Source organism: Hungatella sp. L36 (assembly GCF_014288035.1).
This window is the reverse complement of sequence record NZ_JACOPC010000027.1, coordinates 14,166-34,611: the sequence shown is the minus strand read 5'-3', so window position 1 is coordinate 34,611 and position 20,446 is coordinate 14,166. Positions and strand designations below refer to the sequence as shown.

The 20,446-nt window shown below is 48.8% G+C and carries 15 protein-coding genes; 3 read left to right on the top strand and 12 right to left on the bottom strand.

Annotation, left to right across the window (positions count from 1 at the left end):
- Nucleotides 1-47: 47 nt before the first annotated feature.
- From H8S80_RS32245 to H8S80_RS32235, 3 genes are all read right to left on the bottom strand, one after another.
- Nucleotides 48-1,664, bottom strand: a complete 1,617-nt coding sequence (locus H8S80_RS32245; RefSeq protein ID WP_002604444.1) for an extracellular solute-binding protein — start codon at nucleotides 1,662-1,664, stop codon at nucleotides 48-50.
- 35 nt (nucleotides 1,665-1,699) lie between these two features.
- A complete protein-coding gene (locus H8S80_RS32240; protein ID WP_002604445.1) occupies nucleotides 1,700-2,629 on the bottom strand; it encodes a carbohydrate ABC transporter permease in 930 nt (309 codons plus the stop codon).
- 91 nt (nucleotides 2,630-2,720) lie between these two features.
- Nucleotides 2,721-3,647, bottom strand: coding sequence for an ABC transporter permease (locus tag H8S80_RS32235; protein ID WP_002604446.1), 927 nt, complete (start codon nucleotides 3,645-3,647; stop codon nucleotides 2,721-2,723).
- A 193-nt stretch (nucleotides 3,648-3,840) separates the two neighbouring features.
- On the opposite strand from H8S80_RS32235, the gene H8S80_RS32230 reads away from it, so the two are divergent.
- The 3 genes from H8S80_RS32230 to H8S80_RS32220 are packed head-to-tail and all read left to right on the top strand — an operon-like array spanning nucleotide 3,841 to nucleotide 8,118.
- Entirely contained in the window at nucleotides 3,841-4,887 is a 1,047-nt protein-coding gene (locus H8S80_RS32230; protein ID WP_002604447.1) for a response regulator transcription factor, read from the top strand.
- Nucleotides 4,888-4,902: 15 nt separating this feature from the next.
- Nucleotides 4,903-6,717, top strand: a complete 1,815-nt coding sequence (locus H8S80_RS32225; RefSeq protein WP_055652516.1) for a sensor histidine kinase — start codon at nucleotides 4,903-4,905, stop codon at nucleotides 6,715-6,717.
- Nucleotides 6,718-6,735: 18 nt separating this feature from the next.
- The gene (locus H8S80_RS32220; protein WP_117633670.1) at nucleotides 6,736-8,118 is read left to right on the top strand and encodes an alpha-L-fucosidase; all 1,383 of its coding nucleotides are present in this window, start codon (nucleotides 6,736-6,738) and stop codon (nucleotides 8,116-8,118) included.
- A gap of 86 nt (nucleotides 8,119-8,204) precedes the next feature.
- Here H8S80_RS32220 and H8S80_RS32215 read toward each other — a convergent pair whose 3' ends face one another.
- From H8S80_RS32215 to H8S80_RS32175, 9 genes are read right to left on the bottom strand one after another with little or no spacing between them, the layout of a single operon-like run.
- On the bottom strand, nucleotides 8,205-9,908 hold the full coding sequence (locus H8S80_RS32215) for a phospho-sugar mutase (protein ID WP_117633669.1): 1,704 nt from the start codon (nucleotides 9,906-9,908) through the stop codon (nucleotides 8,205-8,207).
- Between the two features lie 24 nt (nucleotides 9,909-9,932).
- A complete protein-coding gene (locus tag H8S80_RS32210) occupies nucleotides 9,933-12,413 on the bottom strand; it encodes a beta-mannosidase (protein WP_117633668.1) in 2,481 nt (826 codons plus the stop codon).
- An 11-nt stretch (nucleotides 12,414-12,424) separates the two neighbouring features.
- Nucleotides 12,425-14,002 (bottom strand): alpha-amylase family glycosyl hydrolase, encoded by a 1,578-nt coding sequence (locus H8S80_RS32205; protein WP_117633667.1) that lies wholly within the window; start codon nucleotides 14,000-14,002, stop codon nucleotides 12,425-12,427.
- Nucleotides 14,003-15,040, bottom strand: a complete 1,038-nt coding sequence (locus H8S80_RS32200) for a LacI family DNA-binding transcriptional regulator (protein ID WP_117633666.1) — start codon at nucleotides 15,038-15,040, stop codon at nucleotides 14,003-14,005.
- A gap of 22 nt (nucleotides 15,041-15,062) precedes the next feature.
- Nucleotides 15,063-16,142 (bottom strand): glycoside hydrolase family 130 protein, encoded by a 1,080-nt coding sequence (locus H8S80_RS32195; protein WP_117633665.1) that lies wholly within the window; start codon nucleotides 16,140-16,142, stop codon nucleotides 15,063-15,065.
- Nucleotides 16,143-16,163: 21 nt separating this feature from the next.
- Entirely contained in the window at nucleotides 16,164-16,994 is an 831-nt protein-coding gene (locus tag H8S80_RS32190; RefSeq protein ID WP_002604455.1) for a carbohydrate ABC transporter permease, read from the bottom strand.
- A 25-nt stretch (nucleotides 16,995-17,019) separates the two neighbouring features.
- Nucleotides 17,020-17,919, bottom strand: coding sequence for a carbohydrate ABC transporter permease (locus H8S80_RS32185; RefSeq protein ID WP_029466204.1), 900 nt, complete (start codon nucleotides 17,917-17,919; stop codon nucleotides 17,020-17,022).
- 56 nt (nucleotides 17,920-17,975) lie between these two features.
- Nucleotides 17,976-19,382, bottom strand: coding sequence for an ABC transporter substrate-binding protein (locus H8S80_RS32180; protein WP_117633664.1), 1,407 nt, complete (start codon nucleotides 19,380-19,382; stop codon nucleotides 17,976-17,978).
- A 15-nt stretch (nucleotides 19,383-19,397) separates the two neighbouring features.
- Entirely contained in the window at nucleotides 19,398-20,345 is a 948-nt protein-coding gene (locus tag H8S80_RS32175; protein ID WP_117633663.1) for a DUF1861 family protein, read from the bottom strand.
- Nucleotides 20,346-20,446 lie beyond the last annotated feature (101 nt).

Genomic DNA, 20,446 nt, shown 5'->3' with positions numbered 1-20,446 from the left:
CAAAGGGGGACCCGGGATAAATTGTCCCTGTCCCCCTTACTCTATTTTTACTGATATCCGTTTTCTGTAAGCTGTTTACTAATTTCTGCCAGTAAATCCTCGACTCCGTTCTTGTTCAGTGCATCTAAAAACTGTGGTATATAGACTTCAGGGTCTACCATACCGGACTCCAGCGCTTTGGCATTCTCATCCACCACGTTGGAGATAGCCGCTATCTCGGTTTCCACCGGGCTGTTATCCAATGTAAAGCCATTGTGAGGAGCCGTTATGGCCTTCGCATTATATTCCTCGAATAACTGTTCGATATTATCCGGGTAGGAGATATCCCACTTCTGGTTGAACGGTGTGCCGAACTGCCATCCATAGGTGTAATCAACATAGCCGTTGTCCTCGATCTTCAGGGTTCCGCCCATTGTGCGGTCTACCTGGTTATCGCCCACCGCGCTGTAGTGCTGGCCTTCAATGCCGTGACGGATCAGGGTTCCTACGTATTCGTCGGTATTTAACAGGTTGATGAACTCCAGGGCCTTATCCGGATGTTCGGAGGCAGAGGAAATAGCCAGAATTCCTCCGCGCGCGTTCTTTGTCTCAAAGAGCGGGTCCATAAGCGGAACGAAGGTCACGCCGTGCCCCGTCTTAGCCGCCTCAGCCTCAGCCGCTCCCGGAGCGTATGAGATGATATAGGAGAACAGCTTGCCGTTCTTAAAATCATTGTCGCGGTTGGCAATGTCGGTATCATAGTTTACCGGGTCCTTGGACATGTACCCCGCCTCATACCAGCTTCTCACCAGTTTACAGTAATCCATGTATTCCTGTGTTGCATACTGATTAAACACCCCCGTCTGATCCTTAAAGTACTCGTATTCCGGCACTGCGGCCGCACCTGGAAGTGCTCTGGAGCCGGACAGACTCTCGTAGGGATACAGCATATTGAAGGAGCCGCCGGAGCTTCCAAGGCCGGAAAGTCCGATGACATCCTCTCCTGCCGCGTCAGCCTTTTCCTTGACGGTCTTTAACACCTCCGTGTAGTCCTCCAGTGTCTTTACTGAGCTTAAATCGATCCCATACTTTTCTGCCATGGTAGAGTTTACAAAGAAACCGCTCTGCCAGCCCATCTCTTTATAGGACGGAACGCCATAGATCTTTCCGTTTACGGAAACAGCCTTCCATAAGGACTCAGGAATAAACTCATACGTCTCAGGAGCGTACTGCTTCACTGCATCCGTAATATCCATAAATGCATCCTTTGCCACAAACTGCACATAGTTGGTCGTCCAGTCTGCGGTAAAGCAGATATCAAAATACTCGCCGGAGTTGATCAGGGTCGGCATCTTTTCCTTGTAATCGGGATTGGCGATGACCGTATAATCGATCGTCACGCCGATCTTTTCCTTCGTATACTCATTTAATGCCGCAATAACCTTATCGGTATCCGCATCCACCGGATTCAAGGACATATACCATTTTAAAGTAACAGGCTCCTCCGCCGTCTTCGAAGCATCTGTCTCCGCTCCCTTTTCAGCCGTTGTCTCTCCTGCTGCCTTCGTATCCGCAGAGGCCGCCGTACCGCCATCCGTCGTCTTTGAAGAGCCGCAGCCTGTCATCAGGCTGGCTGCCATTGCCGCGCTCAGCACCGCGCATGCCCACACCTTTCTTTTTCTCATTTCTTACTTCCTCCTTCTACATAATTTATAACAGCTTACCCTTTGACCCCGCCGATTGTAAGTCCCTTCACAAAATATTTTTGGAAGAAGGGATAGGCGCAAAGGATAGGCAGTACTACCAGTACGGTTAAGGCCATTCGGCCGCTGTTGGTCGGAGCGTTGTTTGCCATCTCCGCGTACTCCAGCGCGTTAGCCGAGCTCTGTTTCAGTGACTCCAAGCTGTTCTGCATGCTCCATAAGAACGTCTGGATCGGGTAATTCTTCGTCTCGTAAATGTAAAGCATGCCCAGAAACCAGTCGTTCCAGTAAGCGATCATGGTAAACAGGCCAATGGTGGCGATTCCCGGTTTAGACAGCGGAAGAACGATCTTCAAAAAGGTATTGAATTCCCCTGAACCGTCGATGGTAGCTGCCTCCACAATCTCCATGGGTATGCTCTTAAAAAAGGTCCGCAGCACTACCACATAAAACACATTGAGTGACATGGGTAAAATCAGCGCCCAGACAGAATCCCGAAGCCCTAAAAGCTGTGTGTTGACCATATAGCTGGGAACCAGACCGCCGTTAAACAGCATAGTAAAAAGAAGCAGTAAGGTCAATGGCTTTCCATACCGGTAATCCGAACGCGAAAGCACATAGGACAGAAGCGTCGTCACCGCCAGGCTGAACACCGTTCCCACGATCGTGACAAACAGCGTAATTCCGTAGGAACGAACCACCTGATCCCCCATTTTGAAGAAAAGCCGGTAGGCCTCCAGACTCCATTCGCTGGGAAAAAATGTATAGCCATTTTCAAAAATGCTCTGCTCACTGCTGAAGGACACGATAATGACCAACAGAACCGGCAGCACGCAGGCAAGCGCCATCAAGGTCAGAATCACGTTCATGATCCCGTTCGTCTTCTTACTGATATGATTGACGCAGGAATCCGCTCCTGCTTCCTCGTCTCTATATTTCTTTTTCATGGCAATTCCCCTTTCCTGACTAAAAATTCCCCTTTCCTGACTGAAGCAACCGCTCTCATGCGGTCTTCACGCGTTTTCCGAAGAATGGCTGTCAGAACAGCGCGCTGTCCTTGTCGATCTTTCGCACAATGAAATTGGAGCCCAGCACCAGAATAAAGCCGACTACAGACTGATATAAGTTGGCGGCCGAAGCCATTCCGATGTTGCCGCTGACCTTTAACGCCCGGTAAACATATGTATCGATGACGTTGGTGATCGGGTAAAGGGGGCCGGAATCCCTGGGCAGCTGATAGAATAGCCCAAAATCAGAGTAGAACATCTTGCCAATCGCCAGTATGGTCAGTACAATCATCATGGAACGCATACAGGGAAGCGTAATATACTTAATCTGCTGCCACTTGGTCGCCCCATCCATGATGGCCGCTTCGTAATAATCATTGGAAATCCCCACCAGAGATCCTAAGTACATGACGGTCGAGTAGCCCACGGTCTTCCAGAGCTGGCAGAATACCAGGATAAACGGCCAGTACTGCTTCTGGGTATACCACTGGACCTCATCTTTTCCAAAAAAGCGGAGAATGTGGTTCAATAACCCGTTATCCACACTTAAGAATGCAAACGCGATAAAGGAAACGACAACCCATGACAGAAAGTAAGGCGCCATGAAGATCGTCTGGAAGAGCTTCGCCCTTCTCTTATTTAACAGTTCATTGAGCACGATCGCCACGGTAACCGCTACCACCAGATCCAATACAATAAAAATCAGATTGTAACATATGGTGTTGCGGGTGATGATCCATGCGTCGCTGGTCTTAAACAGAAACTTAAAGTTTTCCAGCCCGTTCCATTCGCTTCCAAATATCCCTTTTCTAATGTTGTATTTCTTAAAGGCCAGGACAATGCCGGACAATGGCAGATACTTGAATAAAATCATCAGGATAATCCCCGGCAGGGCCATGAGCGTGAGCGGCAGGTTTTTCTTAAAATAGAACCATTCACTTTTTTGCCTTGTTTTCATTTTTTACCCCCTGTTTCTTCGCATCGCTTTTTGCTTTGATGTTTTCTGGCATAATTATACCTTTATCGGATTCCATTCCACAAGGAGACTTTTTTTATCTCATGTGTACTTTTATTTCGGAACGCTCCGAACCGATTGCGCGGCTGACCTTCATGCTTTATAATCATCTACATAGAAAGTGAGGAAAACAATTATGAAGGTTCTTCTTGTTGACGACGAGATTTTTGCAGTCAGAGGATTAAACTCCATGCTGCACTGGGAAGCATTTCACGGTGAGCTTGCCGGAACTGCTGCCAACGGGGAGGAGGCGATGGAATATATGGCAGCCACTCCTCCGGATGTCATTATTTCCGATATCAAGATGCCGCGGATGGACGGACTGAAGCTGGCGGAGCTGATTCACGCACAGTCTCCGGCCACCCGCATGATCCTCTTAAGCGGCCACGGGGAGTTTGAATATGCAAGACAGGCGCTCAAGTACGACGTTGCAGACTACATCTTAAAGCCAATCACAAGAGAAAAGGTCAATCAGATCGAAAACCTCCTGATTAAGTTTTACGAGGAAAATCAGGAGAGGAAGCAGCGGTTCTTAAACGCCTGGAATTCCGGTCTGGAAGAGAAAATATTAACGATACTCCACAATCAGGATATGGAGGCGCTGGATCAGTTTTTCCGCTCTTCCTATTTTGTTAGCACCATGCACAGCAGCTCCGCCAATCCTCTGGGAATCCAGCTGATCAATTACTTATACGCCTATTTTTCCCAGATCGATGTAAACCGGACAGTCATTACCGTCTCAAGGGAGCGCGCTATGGAACAGTTCTGGGACTCTCCGGGTACCCAGGAAAAGATCAACTTCATCATAACCAGCTATTACGACGTTCTGACCGGGATGAATCAGAAAAAGCAGGCATACAGCGAGTCCTTTATCACCTATGCAAAGGAGTATATCGGTGAACATTACTCTGACCCGGAGTTCAACATCTCCGTCCTGGCGGACAGTATGCACGTATCGCTGTCCTACTTAAGCTCCCAGTTCAAGCAGGCCACCGGTTCCAACCTAATTTCCTATGTGACCGCAATGCGTATGGACTACGCCCGCCGTCTGCTGGCCGACCGCCGTTACTCCATCGGGGAGATATCCGCGATGTCAGGCTACGAGGACGCCAGATATTTCGCCAAGCTGTTCAAGAAAAAGACGGGGTTTACCCCCAGTGAATACCGGAATCTGAAAACATAAAGAAGGAGGGGTCCCATGGCAATCCGAAAAAAAATATCTGGTCTGTTTCTGGCTATCATCCTCTTCTTTCTCTTAACCTTCTACATATTTATGTACTTTTATTTTCACAATACGGTAACGGCCGCAGTGGTGGAACGGCAGGAGGCACAGGTCATGGCAAACCGCCATCTTGCCTCTAATTTTATGAATAATCTGAGACAGATCACCATCCATTTTATCAGTGACCGCGCCATCGGCAGCCAGCTCAGCAGCACGTCCACCGAGCCCATGGAGCAGCTGCAGGTCCGCGCCGCCCTGCAGTCCCAGTTCTCTCACTACTCGCTGCTTACGATGTCCCATGATGTCAACAGCTACCGCTATACCCTGTTCCTCAATGACCAGCTTCCCATCTCATCGATGTTTGAGGCCAGGACCCTGAGCACGAATCCCTACAGTACCGCCAGCAGCATCTTTACCAACACCCTGGTGAAGGACGATCTGTGGTATAAGAATACTCTGGAAGCCTCCAATTACACCTGCGTATTTAATAATGAAAGTTCCGGAGAGCTGTGCCTTGCCAAGAAAATCCAGAATACCAGCTATACTGGACCATACTATAAGGATGGGCAGGCCGTCATGGTCATCAGCATTAAAATGCCCTATATCGATTCTGTTTTCGGCGGGATTCCCCCCACCCCCAACAGCGGCTACGCCCTTCTGGACAAAAAGGGGCAGCTTCTCTACGCCAGCCCCAGCGGCCCGGATCACAGCTTCTACACAGAGGCACTTGCAGCGGTCAGCGGAAATACCGCCTTATACCAGGCCGGAACCGGTTCTCACCACGTAATCGGCGGGGAGCCTTACCTGGTAAACTTTGACGATTCCGATCAGGATATCACCCTTCTGTCGCTTACGCCCTACTCCGATATCAATCGTACAGTACGCCCGGTCATGGTACGCTTTTCCGTGATCTCTCTGCTGATTACACTATGTGCCATGGCTGTTATTTTCACGGCTTCGGACCGCATCACACGGCCGATTATCCTCCTTTCTGAGGTGATCGGTTCCATCACCGATACGAGAACCTTTGACTTAAAGAGCCTTCACGTATCGAAGGACCGGGAAATCGTCAGTCTGGAGGAAAGCTTCACGAAGCTGATTATCAACAACAACCGTTTGATTCATGATGTCCAGGCGCAGGAAATCAGGCAGAAAAACTCGGAATTAAAGGCACTGCAGGCACAGATCGATCCCCATTTTATCTTCAATGCAATGGATGCGGTCAACTGGATTGCTCTGACCCGCGATCAGGATGATCTGGCGGAGATCCTCGCCTCCATTGCCAATCTCATGCGCTACAGCATCATGGAGGCCGACCAGCTCATCCCCTTAACGAAAGAGCTTTCCAATATAGGAGAATATATTGCGATCTACAAGCTCCGGCATCAGGGAGATATCAGGCTTTCCGTCCCCTCAAAAGACGCCTCAGCCGATACTCTGATTCCAAAATTCGCGCTTCAGCCCCTGGTAGAAAATTCCATCCGCTACGGCGGCCAGCCGACGGGAACGGCGATCGAGATCACGGTCTCTGTAACACATGAGGCGGACCGTTTCATTCTGGAGGTATCAGACAACGGCCAGGGCTGCGATCCTGATCTGCTCAATGAGTATCTGGCTTATAAAACGAACAACTTAAAGGTGACCAACGGCTTTGGAATCCGCAATGTGAACGACCGGATACGCCTTCATTTCGGGCCGGAAAGCGGTCTTAAGTACTACGTTGATGAAAACAACAGGCTGACGGCACGGGCAGAATTTAAGTACAGGGAAGCTTCCGCTGCTAAATTATAATAAAAGGAGAAATTTGATATGGAGAAGAAAACGATCGTTAAGAATGAGATTGTAAAGAATGGAATTCACGGCTATTCGGCGGCAGAGACCTACATAGCGCCGAAAGAGCCCGCCGTAAAAGAGCATCTCGAATGGTTCATGGGATTAAAGCTGGGCCTGATGATGCACTGGGCGCCTGGCTGCCAGATGGGGACCTATGAGTCGTGGCCCCTCTCCGACGGAGACGGCAGCTGGTCTCAGAAGGATGTGGACTGGACCGATATAGAGACCTTCAAGCAGGAGTATATCGACTGCAATAAAACCTTTAACCCGGTGAAATTCCGCCCGGACCGCATGGCAGAATTTGCAAAAGAATGCGGCTTTAAGTACCTTTTATTCACCACCAAGCACCACGACGGCTTCTGCATGTTCGATACGAAGACCACCGATTATAAAATAACAGATCCCTCCTGCCCCTTCTCCTCTCATCCGGATTCCGATATCACCGGGGCTCTGTACCGGGAATTTAAAAAGCAGGGACTGGCCATCTCCGTCTACTTCTCCAAGCCGGACTGGCACAGCGATGCCTACTGGCATAAGGCATTCGGCACCGCGCCCACCAGAAATATCAACTATTCCGTTACAGACCATCCGGAGCTGTGGGAGGAATTTGTAGATTATACCCACGCCCAGCTTCGCGAGCTGACCTCCAACTATGGAAAAGTAGACGTGCTGTGGCTGGATGGCGGCTGGGTCAACGCCGGGAACGAAGGCCAGGATATCCGTCTGAATGAGATTGTCAAAGAGATACGCGGCACCACACAGCCCCATCTGATTGTCTGCGACCGCACCGCAGGCGGCGAATATGAAAATATCATCACACCGGAAAAGGAAATCCCGGACGCGCCGCTCTTCGTGCCGTGGGAGACGTGCACAACGGTCGGTGAAAAATTTTCCTTCCATTACACAGACTGCTTTAAGTCCGGCCGCCAGTTGGTACACCTGCTGCTGGACGTCGTATCAAAAGGCGGAAATCTGGCGCTCAACGTGGCCCCTCAGCCGGACGGACTTCTGCCGGCGCCTGCCATGTCCTCTTTAAGAGATATGGGCAAATGGCTGGCCGTCCATGGAGAAGGCATCTATGAGACAGAAATCACGGCACCCTATTATGAAAACCGGGTAAAGTATACGGCAAAGAAAGATACCGTTTATGCATTCTACCTCTACGAAGAGACCGCAGCCCTGCCTTCGAAGCTCTGCCTTCACCTTCCGGAGCTCCAAAAACAGATTGCCTCGGTAACACTCATGCGGACTGGAGAACCGGTGGACTATACCACCGAATTTGGCGCACTGATCCTTCATCTGCCGCCGGAGTCAGCCATGGGCGGGGAATATGCGGACTGTTTTGTTATACGATTTTAGCGGCTGATGGTATTCTGCGGCAGAAGGAGGCCGGGAACACAACTTCATGCTCCCGTCCTCCTTCTGCCGCAGTGTTTTCGCACACACTAACTCCGCTTTTCCTCCAGTATTTTCTCTGCTTCTTCCCATATTGCGCCAAGCCGGGCTTCTGCTTCTCTCTCGTCCTTTCCTCTGGTCCCTATGTAAATCTTAATTTTAGGTTCTGTTCCCGACGGTCTGATACAGAGCCAGCTGTCGCCTTCGAGTTCAAAATACAGCACATCTGATATTGGAAGACCAGTATCACCGTTAAGATAATCACGAACCTTGACGGTTTTGAGACCTCCAAGCGATTTTGGGGGATTATTCCTCATATTTTCCATTAAGCGATTCATGAATGCCGCGCCATCCGTACCCGTTTTCACAATGGTATGGATACTTTCTTTATAATACCCGTATCGTTTATAGAGCTTCTGCATCTGGTCCCAAAGGGTCAGCCCCTTCGTCCGGTAATAGACTGCAGCCTCACACAGCGCCATGACAGCCCCTACTGCGTCCTTATCTCTGGAATAAGTGCCGACGAGGCATCCATAGCTCTCCTCAAAGCCAAAGAGATATTCATAAGTACCCTGTTTTTCAAAAAGGCGGATCTGTTCCCCAATATATTTAAAACCGGTTAATGTTTCAATGAGCTTTACCCCGTGTTCCCGGCAGACAGCACCTGCCATCTTCCCCGATACAATTGTCGTAACCACCGCGCCGCATTCTGGCAGCGTATTTCTCTCCTTTCTGTGTTCCAAAAGGTATTTGCAGAGAATCATACCAGACATATTGCCGGTAAATGCCATATAGTTTCCAGTCTCTTCATCTCTGGCATATACGCCAAGGCGGTCTGCATCCGGATCAGTCGCCAATACAACATCCGCCCCTGTCTCCTTTGCCAGCTCAAGCGCCCTGGCAAATGCCCTTTTATCTTCAGGATTCGGCGATTCTACGGTCGGAAAATCACCATCCGGCAGCATCTGATCCTCTACCACATATACCGATTCAAATCCTAATTCCTTTAAAATTCTTCTGACCAGAACATTTCCTGTACCATGAAGGGGCGTATATACAATCTTCAGTTCCCGTGCCCTTTCTCTTAAAAGCTCCGGCTCCTGTACAAGCTTTTTAAGCTCCGATAAGTAGCGGCAGTCGATTTCCTCCCCAATAAAATGTAAGAGTCCGCCGCACACGGCTTCTCTCTGCCCCATATATTTCACAGAAGCAAAGTCGCTTACAGCCTTTACTTCACGCATAATATCTGTATCTCTTGGACAGGTAATCTGAGCGCCGTCCTCCCAGTATACCTTATAGCCGTTATATTCCGGCGGATTATGGCTGGCAGTCACAACGATCCCCGCCATACACTGGAGTTCTCTGACTGCAAAAGATAATTCCGGCGTCGGACGAAGGCTGTCAAATAAATATACCTCTATGCCATTTGCGCAGAGACAGAGCGCCGCCTCCATGGCAAATTCCGCCGAGTTATGGCGGGAATCATAGGCAATGACTGCCTTTCTTTCCGTACGTTCCTGACTGTTTATATAGTTTGCAAGCCCCTGCGTCGCCTTCCTCACCGTATAGCGGTTCATTCGGTTCAGCCCCGCCCCCATGATTCCCCTCAGTCCGCCGGTTCCGAATTCCAGTTCCCTGCTGAAACGGTCCTTGATCTCTTCCTCGCTGGTAAGGGCTTTCAGTTCTTGTCTTGTTTTGTCATCGAAATATGAATCTTCGCACCATCTGCGGTACTCATCCCTGTAATCGGTCATTTCTTATCTCCCTGTTTCCTTATATCAGTCTGCCCGGCATATGACTGTACTGTAGTCCGGCATCAATGAATACATACTGCGCACATACAGCCCTTCCATACTTCCCTGCAGCACCTGCACACGTTTCTCCCCTGCGTCCATATCAAAATAGTTGTCGGAAAGCAGCAAATCGCCGGCCTCGTTTCCGATTTCCACACCTTTGGCGAAGGCTGCTGCATGGATCAGCAGAGTCTCCCCATCCCTGCGCAGTTCCAGCTTCGGATCTGCGAACTCAAAATGTTTTGGGGGAACAAATAAGCTGGCACCATGCGAAACTTTTTCCCCATAAATCCAGAGATCATAGGACAAATAATGGTTTCTGATATCTATATCCGGAAATTCAATCCACGGATAGCTGCAGACAGAAAGCGCTTCCACCTCCACACTGTACTGTCCCTGCCGGCAGATGTCAGACGCCGCATCCTGAATGCTCCATTTGATAAATCCGCTTACCGGCTCCCTTGTCTCATTGGTCACACAGAATCGGGCCGCTTTTCTGATGCAGCGGTTCTCCTCATTTACATTCATGGAGGAACTCAGAGCGCCTTCTTCCTCACAGGAAAGCAGGACCGGAGCAAAAAAACGCCTGGCGAAATATTGAAGCGCCTTCCATCTGCCGTAGTAATCAATGGAGGACCAGGAGGCCACCGGCCAGCAGTCATTTAACTGCCAGTAGACACAGCCCATGCACCGCCCCCGGTTCCTCCGGAAATGTTCCACACCATACCGGATAGCCTCTGCCTGCAGCAGCTGCGAAACGTAAACGAGAAGCTCCAGTGATTCCGGATACGGATACATCTGGCTCATATACTGAAGTATCTTTCCATTAGCCCCGGCATTTCTCTGATGTTTTTCCATCACATAGGAGAAAATATTTCTGTCCTCCGGCTCAGTGAACTGTTCAATGGTCTTTACCGCGGGAAATGACTGGAACCCAAACTCAGAGAGATAGCGGAAATAGTATTTCCTGTAATCCGTAAACGGAACGCCTCCATGCCACACTTCCCAGTAATGGGCGTCTCCGCGGTTCTCTTCGTTGGGATGATCGAAATCCCCGCCCGATGACGGACTGGACGGCCAGTAAAAGGTATCCGGATCAAGCTGCCTCAGTAATTCCGGTATGATTCTTTCATTCATAATCAAATATTCGGTCTTCTGCAGCGGTTTTCTCACCCATTGATTATCCGCAAGGAACATTTCCATCTCATTGTTGCCGCACCATAAGCCCAGGCAGGCATGATGGCGGATGCGCCGTACATTATCCCGGATTTCCGCCGCTGTATTTGCTTCAAACTCCGGCGTCAGAGGATAAACCGCACAGGCAAACATGAAATCCTGCCATACGATCAGACCCATTTCGTCGCACAGGTCATAGAAAAAGTCATCCGGATAGTATCCGCCTCCCCAGACGCGGATCACATTAAAATTACAGTTTCTGCAGTGTTCCAAAAGCGTTTTTGTCCGTTCCCGGCTGACGCGGCCGCGGATGCAGTCCTCCGGTATGTAATCCGCTCCCATGGCAAAAATTTCCACACCGTTCACTTCATGGGCAAACTTATTCCCATACTCATCCGCCGCCGTATTGACCGTCATTGTTCGGAGGCCAATCTTTCGGCTCCAGCTATCCTGAAGCTCACCGTCTGCAGCCACCATGACTTCTACCTGGTATAGAGGCTGTTTTCCATAACCATTCGGCCACCACAGTTCCGGGGTTTTTATTGTCACAGCTTTTGAAAACTGATACTTTTCGCCTTCCATCTGGTACGTAATACTCATCCCCTGCGGATCTGTGATTCTGAGCATACAGGAGCAGGCCCCATCATCGGCCGCCTCCACAGTGGTATTCAAGGACAGGATCACGCTTCCGCCGCTGTGCCTCTGTCTGATATGCACATCACAGATGGAGGCCTGATTCACACCAATCAGGGATACCTCCCGGAACAGACCGGCATCCGGAAGCCTCGGTCCCCAATCCCATCCAAAGGAGCAGTGGCTCTTTCTTAGAAGCGGAAAGCCCTGCATAGCCTCGGGTGCACCGTCATAAGGAGTCTTTTCATAGGCCTCTCTGATAAAAGACAGCGGCGAATACAAATGTACCTTAATTTTATTGGTCTCTCCCATCAGAGATTTTACCGGATACTCCCATATGCGGTGCATATTATCCGCATGTCCAAGATAAACCCCGTTGAAGAAAATATCCGCCAGTGTATCAATTCCTTCGAATCTCAGCCGGATATCCCTGCATCCCATCAGAGCTTCATCAGGCAACAGGGAAATCTCATATTCGTAGTCCCCATCCATCATGGCCAGCGCGGCCTCCTCACAGTCTCTCCAGTAAGGATCCTTCATCGCTCCATGCTCCAGCCAGGTTCCGTATACGGTTCCCGGTACTTTCGTTTCAAAACTCCGGCCGGCGGAACAGCTTCTTAAGTTCCAGCCATCTGTCAGTTTCTGTATCATTTTCATTTACCTTATCCTCATATTTCCAGAATCACACAGCCTCCGCCAGGAACTAACATTCGGACCATTTCAGGCTTCACACAGTCTTTTCCGTTTTTTTCCCTAGTTCTGCTATCCGGTACGCTGTCTGAAGCGCAGAGAATTTGCCATCGGTCTTCAACAGGGACCGTCACCCCGCAATCCGAAAAATTAATCATAATTCGTACCCGGTCCATTCCCAGCGCTCTCTCGATTTCTATCAAGCCGTTCCCCAATTTTCGCAGTTCCATTGTTCCTTCTGTCAGCGCCGCAGTTTTCTCTCTCAGTTCAATGAAATTTTTGACGAAATTCCAGATCGAGGACGGATCCTCTCTCTGTTTTTCAGCCTCGTCCCAATCCATAGGATTGCGGGAGGCATCCCGTGATCGTTCATTCAGAATCCGAACCGCTTCCTCCCTGCTTTTTCCCTCTTTAAGAGCCGCCTCATAGGCCAGTATTCCCTGAACATCTTTTGCGTCGTCCACAGAATTCAGAATACGGCTTTTCATTCCGATTTCATCTCCAAAGTACAGAAACGGGATTCCCCTGCAGGAAAGCATCAGCGCCAGCAGGCATTTCGTTTTCCCTTCCGAAAATCCGAACCGGTCCGGAAAACGTCTCATATCGTGACTTCCAAAAAACAGGGTTGGATATTCTGAATCCCCGTACAGTTCCTGCATGCGCTTTAACTCTTCATAGATCTCGTCGAGCTGAAATATTTCCCTGCTTCCCAAATTGAAATTAAAAGTCGTGTCCAGGCTCCCGCCGCCCGTATAGGAATGAATTCTGGTTAAATCGTCGCTGCTGATCTCTCCAACCAGAAATGCATCTGGCTTCTTCTCCCTGATCCTGCCTGCCATCCGTTTGATAACCGCCTGAACCCCCGGTTGATTGACATCATTTTCATGAAGCTGTTCCCCGTTTCCCGTAACCGGATTATCCGCCAGAGAGCCGGACACCGATAAGTTGTTAATCACATCAAACCGGAAACCATCCACGCCTTTCAGAAGCCAGAAATCAAGAACCTGGTAAATGGCCTCCTCCACAGAAGGATTCTGCCAGTTTAAGTCAGCCTGCTCCTTTGCAAAAGAATGGTAATAGTACTGTCCCGAATCCCCATACTCCACATACTCCCATGCGCTTCCTCCGAAAAAGGACTCCCAGTTATTCGGCTCCCCTCCGTTAACGGGATCCTTCCAGATATACCAGTCTCTCTCACTGCTGTCTTTGGAGGCGGCTGATTTTATAAACCATGGGTGCAGGATCGATGTATGATTCAAAACCATATCAATGATGACCCTGATACCATGCTTATGGGCTGCCTTCACCATCTCCTCAAAATCTTCCATTGTTCCGTAATCCGGATCCACACCGCAATAATCGGAAACATCGTATCCGTTATCTACCTTTGGAGAGGGATAAAAAGGAGTGAGCCAGATTCCGCCCACTCCCAGTTCTTTCAGATACGGCAGCTTCGAGGTGATCCCCCGGATACCGCTCTTCCCGTTCTGACCGGTGTCACAGAAGGATCTTATATATATTTCGTAAAAAACCGTATTTTTCCACCACTGATTCATTTATATGAACTCCCTCACTGAATCTCTTTCAATCAGCTGGACATCCAGCACCAGCTTTTCCACCTTTTCCTTCGGCCGTTCCATACATTTTAGAAGCCGTTCCATAGCCTTTTTTCCCATTAGGACCTTGTCCACCCGCATTGTCGTAATACGGGGATTCACCATATTGCTCAGTTCAATATCGTCGAACCCAACAACGCCGATATCTTCAGGAACCTTGAGGCCGCACTGTGACAGAGCCTTACACATAAGGATTGCCATCTTATCATTAGAACAGATCAGCGCTTCCGGCTTATCCTCCAGTGACTGATAGTAATCCGCAAGACTGGACGCGTCCTGATGAATCACCGCGTCCTCCACATTCTTTAAAGCGGAATACCGTCTGATATAGGCGATCCCTTCTTCAAAGGCTGGAAATTTAAGATATTGCTGCATGGCCTCCTGATATCCCCAGAAACGTTCCCGAATGCTGGGGGTATAGGAGAGATCACCGAAAAATCCGATTTTCCGGTAGCCCTTATCCAGCAGATACTTTGTCAGCTTATAGGCGCCCGCCACATTATTGGTCATCACACAGTCAGTAGGTGTCTCCACAGATTCGTGATCCAGAAGCAGAACCGGTATGGAGTAGCTCTTCAAACGCTTCAGATACTCCTCATCGATCTTACCAACGACAATCAGTCCCGACACCTTCTGCTGTTCCACACAGGCCGGTATCTCCTGATTCTTCTCGAAGGAATTGATAAACAGATCATACCCGGCCTTCTTTGCCGCTTCTTCCAATCCCAGCAGAATCCGTCCATAGAACTGCATATCCTTAAAGAAACGGTCCTCCAGAAGGATACAGATGTTCTTATTGGAGTATGCCGCCGTATACTTGGTACTCTGATCCAGATATCCCATCTCTTCCGCAGCGTTTAAAACAAGCCTTCTCGTCTCTTCGCTGACCCCCGCCCGGTCATTCAGCGCCAGGGATACCGCATTGACAGAAAGGTTCAGCCTTTCCGCTATTTCCTTCATGGTAACCCGCTTCTTCATACTGTATTCCACCTTTCTGACTTTATATGGCCTTCATCCCAGCCAGTAATTGGGAAACCGAGAAATCTGCTCTGCATATCTTATCGTCCGCGGCGCCGTAATAGAGAGAGACGCAGTCTCCTTCCACCAGACAGCCACAGGTAAATACCACATTTCCAAAGAAGCCTTCTGTCTCATATGCAGCTTCCGGTTCCAGAATCGGTGCCTCCGTCTTTGCGATCACCCTGGAAGGATCGCTTAAATCCAGGAGAAATGCCCCCAGGCAGTACCGGTCATTCCTGTCGGCGGCATGGTAAATTTTCACCCAGCCCTGTTCCGTTTTAAACGGTACGGCTCCGCCTCCGATTCTCCCGTTATCCCAGCTGTCCGCATCGGATATGCCGCAGAAATGCTTCTGATGTCCCCAGTGTATCAGATCCGGTGACTGGGCCAGCCACATCTCAGGGTTGCCGATTCCGCCTGGTACGGGACGGTTAAACGCCATATACATACCATTAATTTTTTCCGGAAATATGGTAACATCCTTATTCTCCGGTGCAAATATGATTCCGTGCCGCTCAAATGTCTCAAAATCCCTTGTACTGATTAACGAGGTAGCCGCTCCATTTTCCGTCACAGAAGTATAATTAATGTAATACACCTCCCCGATCTGAGTAATTCTCGGATCCTCCATTCCCCAGCTCTCCTCCTCCGCACAAGGAAAAATAGACGGAGTATCCTCCACAGTAAAATGAATTCCATCCTTTGATCTGGCCACTCTTAAATGGGACAGAGATGTTAAATACACCGTTCTCTTCCCCTGCCTCATCATCTTATTAATCGTTCTGGAATCGGTAAAATCGAGCTCCGGATGTTCCGCTTTTCTCAGACTGAGTACTGTAATCTCATCTTTTCCACTGATCTTACTCACAACAGGGATCCGTACTTCTCCTTCCCCTGCTCCTTTAACAGACTCGGCCACTCTACACAGCAGGATCACCTCATCTTTATATTTTGCGACGCCGCAGTTAAATACCCCTTCGACTTTAAAATCTTCTCGGCTGGGTTTTACATTTTCCGGGATAAGAAGCGGATTTTCTCCGCATCTTTTTACTTCCAGCATGTTGTTCCTCCTCATTTTCCATTATTTAAGCATAAAGCTGATTCCCTCTTTGAAGTATTTGGAAAAGCATAAAAACAGGATAATAATCGGCAGAGTCAGAATAACAGACGCCGCATACATCGGTCCCGGAAATGCTCCCATCGGTTTGAACTGAGTGGAAATCAACACATTAAGCGTCTGCATCTGAATGTTTGGCGCGATCAGCATATCCCACATCAGCTCCGACCACCGCTGCATAAAAATAGACAGAAACACAATTGTGGTAACCGATTTTGTTATGGGAAACGCAATGTAAAATATAATGCGCAGCTCTCCGGCGCCGTCTATCTTCGCAGCCTCAAAAACCTCATTAGGCAAGGTTTTAAAATAGTTGATATACATGAAAATGGCCCAAATGGAAATGCACATGGGTATGATCATTCCGCCGTACGTATTCGCCATAGGCTTTGCAATCATATACCTGGGCACCAGCAGGATTATGGTTGGGAAAAACATCTGAAACAGCAGGGAGTCCATAATGAAACGTTCTCCCTTAAATTTCAGTTTGCATACGGAATAACCGTTGCACAGTCCTATGATGACCGATATCACTGCAGTAGGAAATGCTACAAGAAATGAGTTGATCAGGGCTCTGACCCACATCATGGAATTCGTCGCTCCGCCCTTTCCTATCAAATATTCATAGCTTCTTAACGTAAAACCGTGAGGCACCATCACCTTATCGACCTGATCCCAGGAGGTAAAGGACTGAAGCACCATATAATAATAGGGAAACAGGGATATCGCAAGCAGAGTCAGGGTGACTGCCGTAATAATGTATGTTTTAACACTTAATTTCTTTTTTCTTCCCATATTCTTTTCTCCTCGTTATCGTTGCCTACCATCCGAATCTTCTGTTCAGCCGGTCCGTTACAGCGTTGATAATCCTTAAAGTGATAAAGATCTGAACCGCACTGGCTATCGCCATGGCCGCCCCATATCCGGACTGGAATCTGGTAAAGGACGTGTTGTAAATTTCCAGCTGCCATGTAGTCGTCGTCATGTTAGGTCCGCCGCCTGTCAGCAGATACGGCTCTGTAAAGACGCCGAACGCCAGGCCTGTGGCCAGTACAATTACGGTGGTCAACGTAGGCATAATCATCGGAAGCGTAATGTGGAGGAGCTTATGCAGTCCGGTCGAGCCGTCCAGCATCGCAGCTTCCGTCACATCATCCCCTATGCTTTCAATGCCTGAGAGAATAAATAATGCATAGTACCCCGACATTTTCCAGACAACAATACCCACCATAACGGCAAATGCGTATCTCTGGTCTGTCAGCCAGTTTATATTCAGATTAAACTGGTCTCTCAAAAACGTATTGAACGCAGAATTATAATTAAAAAAGTACTTTACAACAACACTCGTCGCAACCCCGGAGGTCAGATAAGGAATAAAGAATAAAACCGCCACCAGACCCTTGATTTTATCCGGCAGATTGGATACCAGAAGCGCGATGATCAGCCCCCCAGCAAAGCACAGCACTACAATAGGCAGGAGGTAGCGGTAAGAGTTAATAAAAGCCGCTTTTACCCTGCTGTCGGAAAAAAGGCCGGCAAAATTCCTGATCCCTACAAACGTCTTCTGTTCCGACATCAGGTTCCAGTCCATGGTGGAAAGCCAGAACGCCCAGATCAGCGGAATCAGAAAGAAAATAAGGGAATAAATCAGGTATGGCCCGTTGAGCAGCCAGCCCATGAGGCCAGCCCTTTTATTTCCCGTAATACTCTTTCTCTTCATAAAACCCCTCCTTTTTGGGAGGGACAGGAAAACGATTCCTGTCCCCGATCAACAGCCTATTCCAGACCACCCGCCTGCTTCATGGCCTCCATAGCCGCCTCTACATATGGGGTGGCATCCGGTGCATTTCCAGGCTCTGCATTCATAACTTCATTCATATACGGCGCTGTTCCGCTCTCGGTCAGTGCTGTCTGTATATCAGTTACCTTTTCTGTCGCAATACTCGGAATCGCATACGGTACAGCTTCCGCCAGTGCAGCTAACTCCGGATACTCTTTCATAACGTCGGCAAATATTTCATTGTCATTTAAATCACCTCTGACCGGAAGCATTGTCGTGGCGTTCAGCCAGTCAAGATCGGTCTGTGCAGAATTTTCCTTGTTATAAACCCACTTTACGAATTCCACTGCGCCGGCATGTTCCTCATCTGTAATACTCTTATTTTTATAGAAGACAAGGCCTTTGGAATCAGCAAAGTTATAAGGAATATCACCATCATTCTTCACAATTGCCTGTCCGTAAATATAATCTTCTCCGTAGACCTTATTGTTTTCACGATAGAGTGAAATCTCCCATGGTGCGTTGATTGTCACGAGTACGGAAGGATTTGCCTCTGTCCAGATGCTGGATATTTCGCCGGATTGGATTGAATTGCCAAAGAGGCCAATCAGTTCAAACGCTTCGACTGCGCCTTCCTTATCGAGTACCAGTTTATTGCCCTCTACCCACGGTTTTCCCCCTGTCAGAGCTTCGTAAGGCATCTGAAAATCATACCATCTGTCCCACCACTGATCCGGACGGGTTAAGGACGGACGGTAGAAGGAATGGGTAACCCCTATCTCTTTCATGGTGGTATCACGCTGCGCGGCAAATTCGGTAATGACAGCTGTAAATTCTGCCACGGTCTTCGGTGCCGAATCAAAGCCCAGAGCCTTTAAGGCTTTCATATTCCACTGCCAGATCATCGGATTGACATAGACCGGGAGCACATACTGTTTCCCGTCAATCGCCCAGTTTGTGATCGTATCTTCCATCTTTCTGGCCTCAATCACATCTGTAAACCAGGTTTCGCCAGACAGGTCATAGACTGCTCCGGAAGCTGCCAGAGTTGCTGCGAATCCCCTGTTGATATTTTCCGATACAGCCGGTACGGTCCCTGTTGCGATTGCATTCTGAATTCCTGCTTCTGAAGACGGGGATTCCGGCATCTGCTGAACTTTTACCTCTATCTTTTTTCCATCAACCGTTATGCCTGCTTCGTTAAACGCCTGTGCCTTGGATTCCCAGAAGTTATACTGAACCTGCTGAGGCGCCGTCCAGAAATCAACGGAAACCACCTCTCCGGAGGCGCCCCCATGATTGGCCGCCGGCTCATTACCTCCTGATTTTCCGCATCCTGTCATCACGGATGCAGTCATAGCCGCCGCTGCTGCAATTGCCACTACTCTCTTCATTCTTTTCATAAGTCTCTTCTCCTTCTATCTGTTTTCATATTCATCAAATGGATCGCCGATCAGCACCTTTTGTCCTTCTGCATCGCTGACTCCGCAGTACAATTCCGCTTTTCCTCCCCCGAGCCTCACAAGCCCGCCGGAAAATATAACATCTTCCAAATCCGGTCTTTTACTTGGTCCCGGCTGGAAATTTCTTCGCTCCGCAATCAGTTTCATAGGACCGTATTCCCCTGTCTCAGGATTGAAGCAGAACGCCGTGGAATAGTAATGCCGGTTTCCTTCCGTGTCAAATCCTGCAATATGGGAGAGCACTCCGATATTCCCGCCTGCTATGCGGTGGAGTTCATTTGCTCCGCCCCATTCCTCTGGTATAAACTGATGTTCCATAAGCGTCGCCTGCTGCAGGCTTTCTGCATCTAACTCGTCCAGACTTTCAAAGAAACGGTAACCGATCTTTCCGCGTCCCCCCCGTTCCCCCTGTGGTCTGGTAAGTACCAGAATCCTTCCATCCTCCAGCTCACAGAGCCGGATATCCTTCATCCGGTCTGGCCCCACAGCAAATCTGCTCAAATCAAGGATTCCATCCCCCCGGTAAAATACAGTCCTGTAATTTAAGTATCCTGGCCGTTCCTCATCCTCGAATACTTCCACGCCCCCAAGGACCAGTTTCCCGCCGATCCTCGTCACAAATGGATCCTGAAGGTTTAAGGCTTCCCGTTCTGTTTCCACCCACTCGCCTTCGCTCTCTTCGAAAAAGCCAATCCTGGAATACTCACTGTCTCTCGCCTCGACCCGTCCTGCAATCCAAGTCTTTCCATCTGCAAAAAATGGTGCTGTGATATTATAGACGTCTTTTCCGTTCTGCTTGAGGATAAACTTTATTTTACTTGAATTTACTTGAATTTTCTCTTTATTAAATTCAAGCAGCAGTTCTTTGCACGTGCGTAGGGTATTATCTTTTCGTTGTAACATATGTCTGTTTTTCTCCTTTCTTATTCTATTTTTCTAATGTTTTTGTCTTGTTTGTCTTGTCTATGGCATTATATTATTCCTGCTTTTACTTGAATTCAATT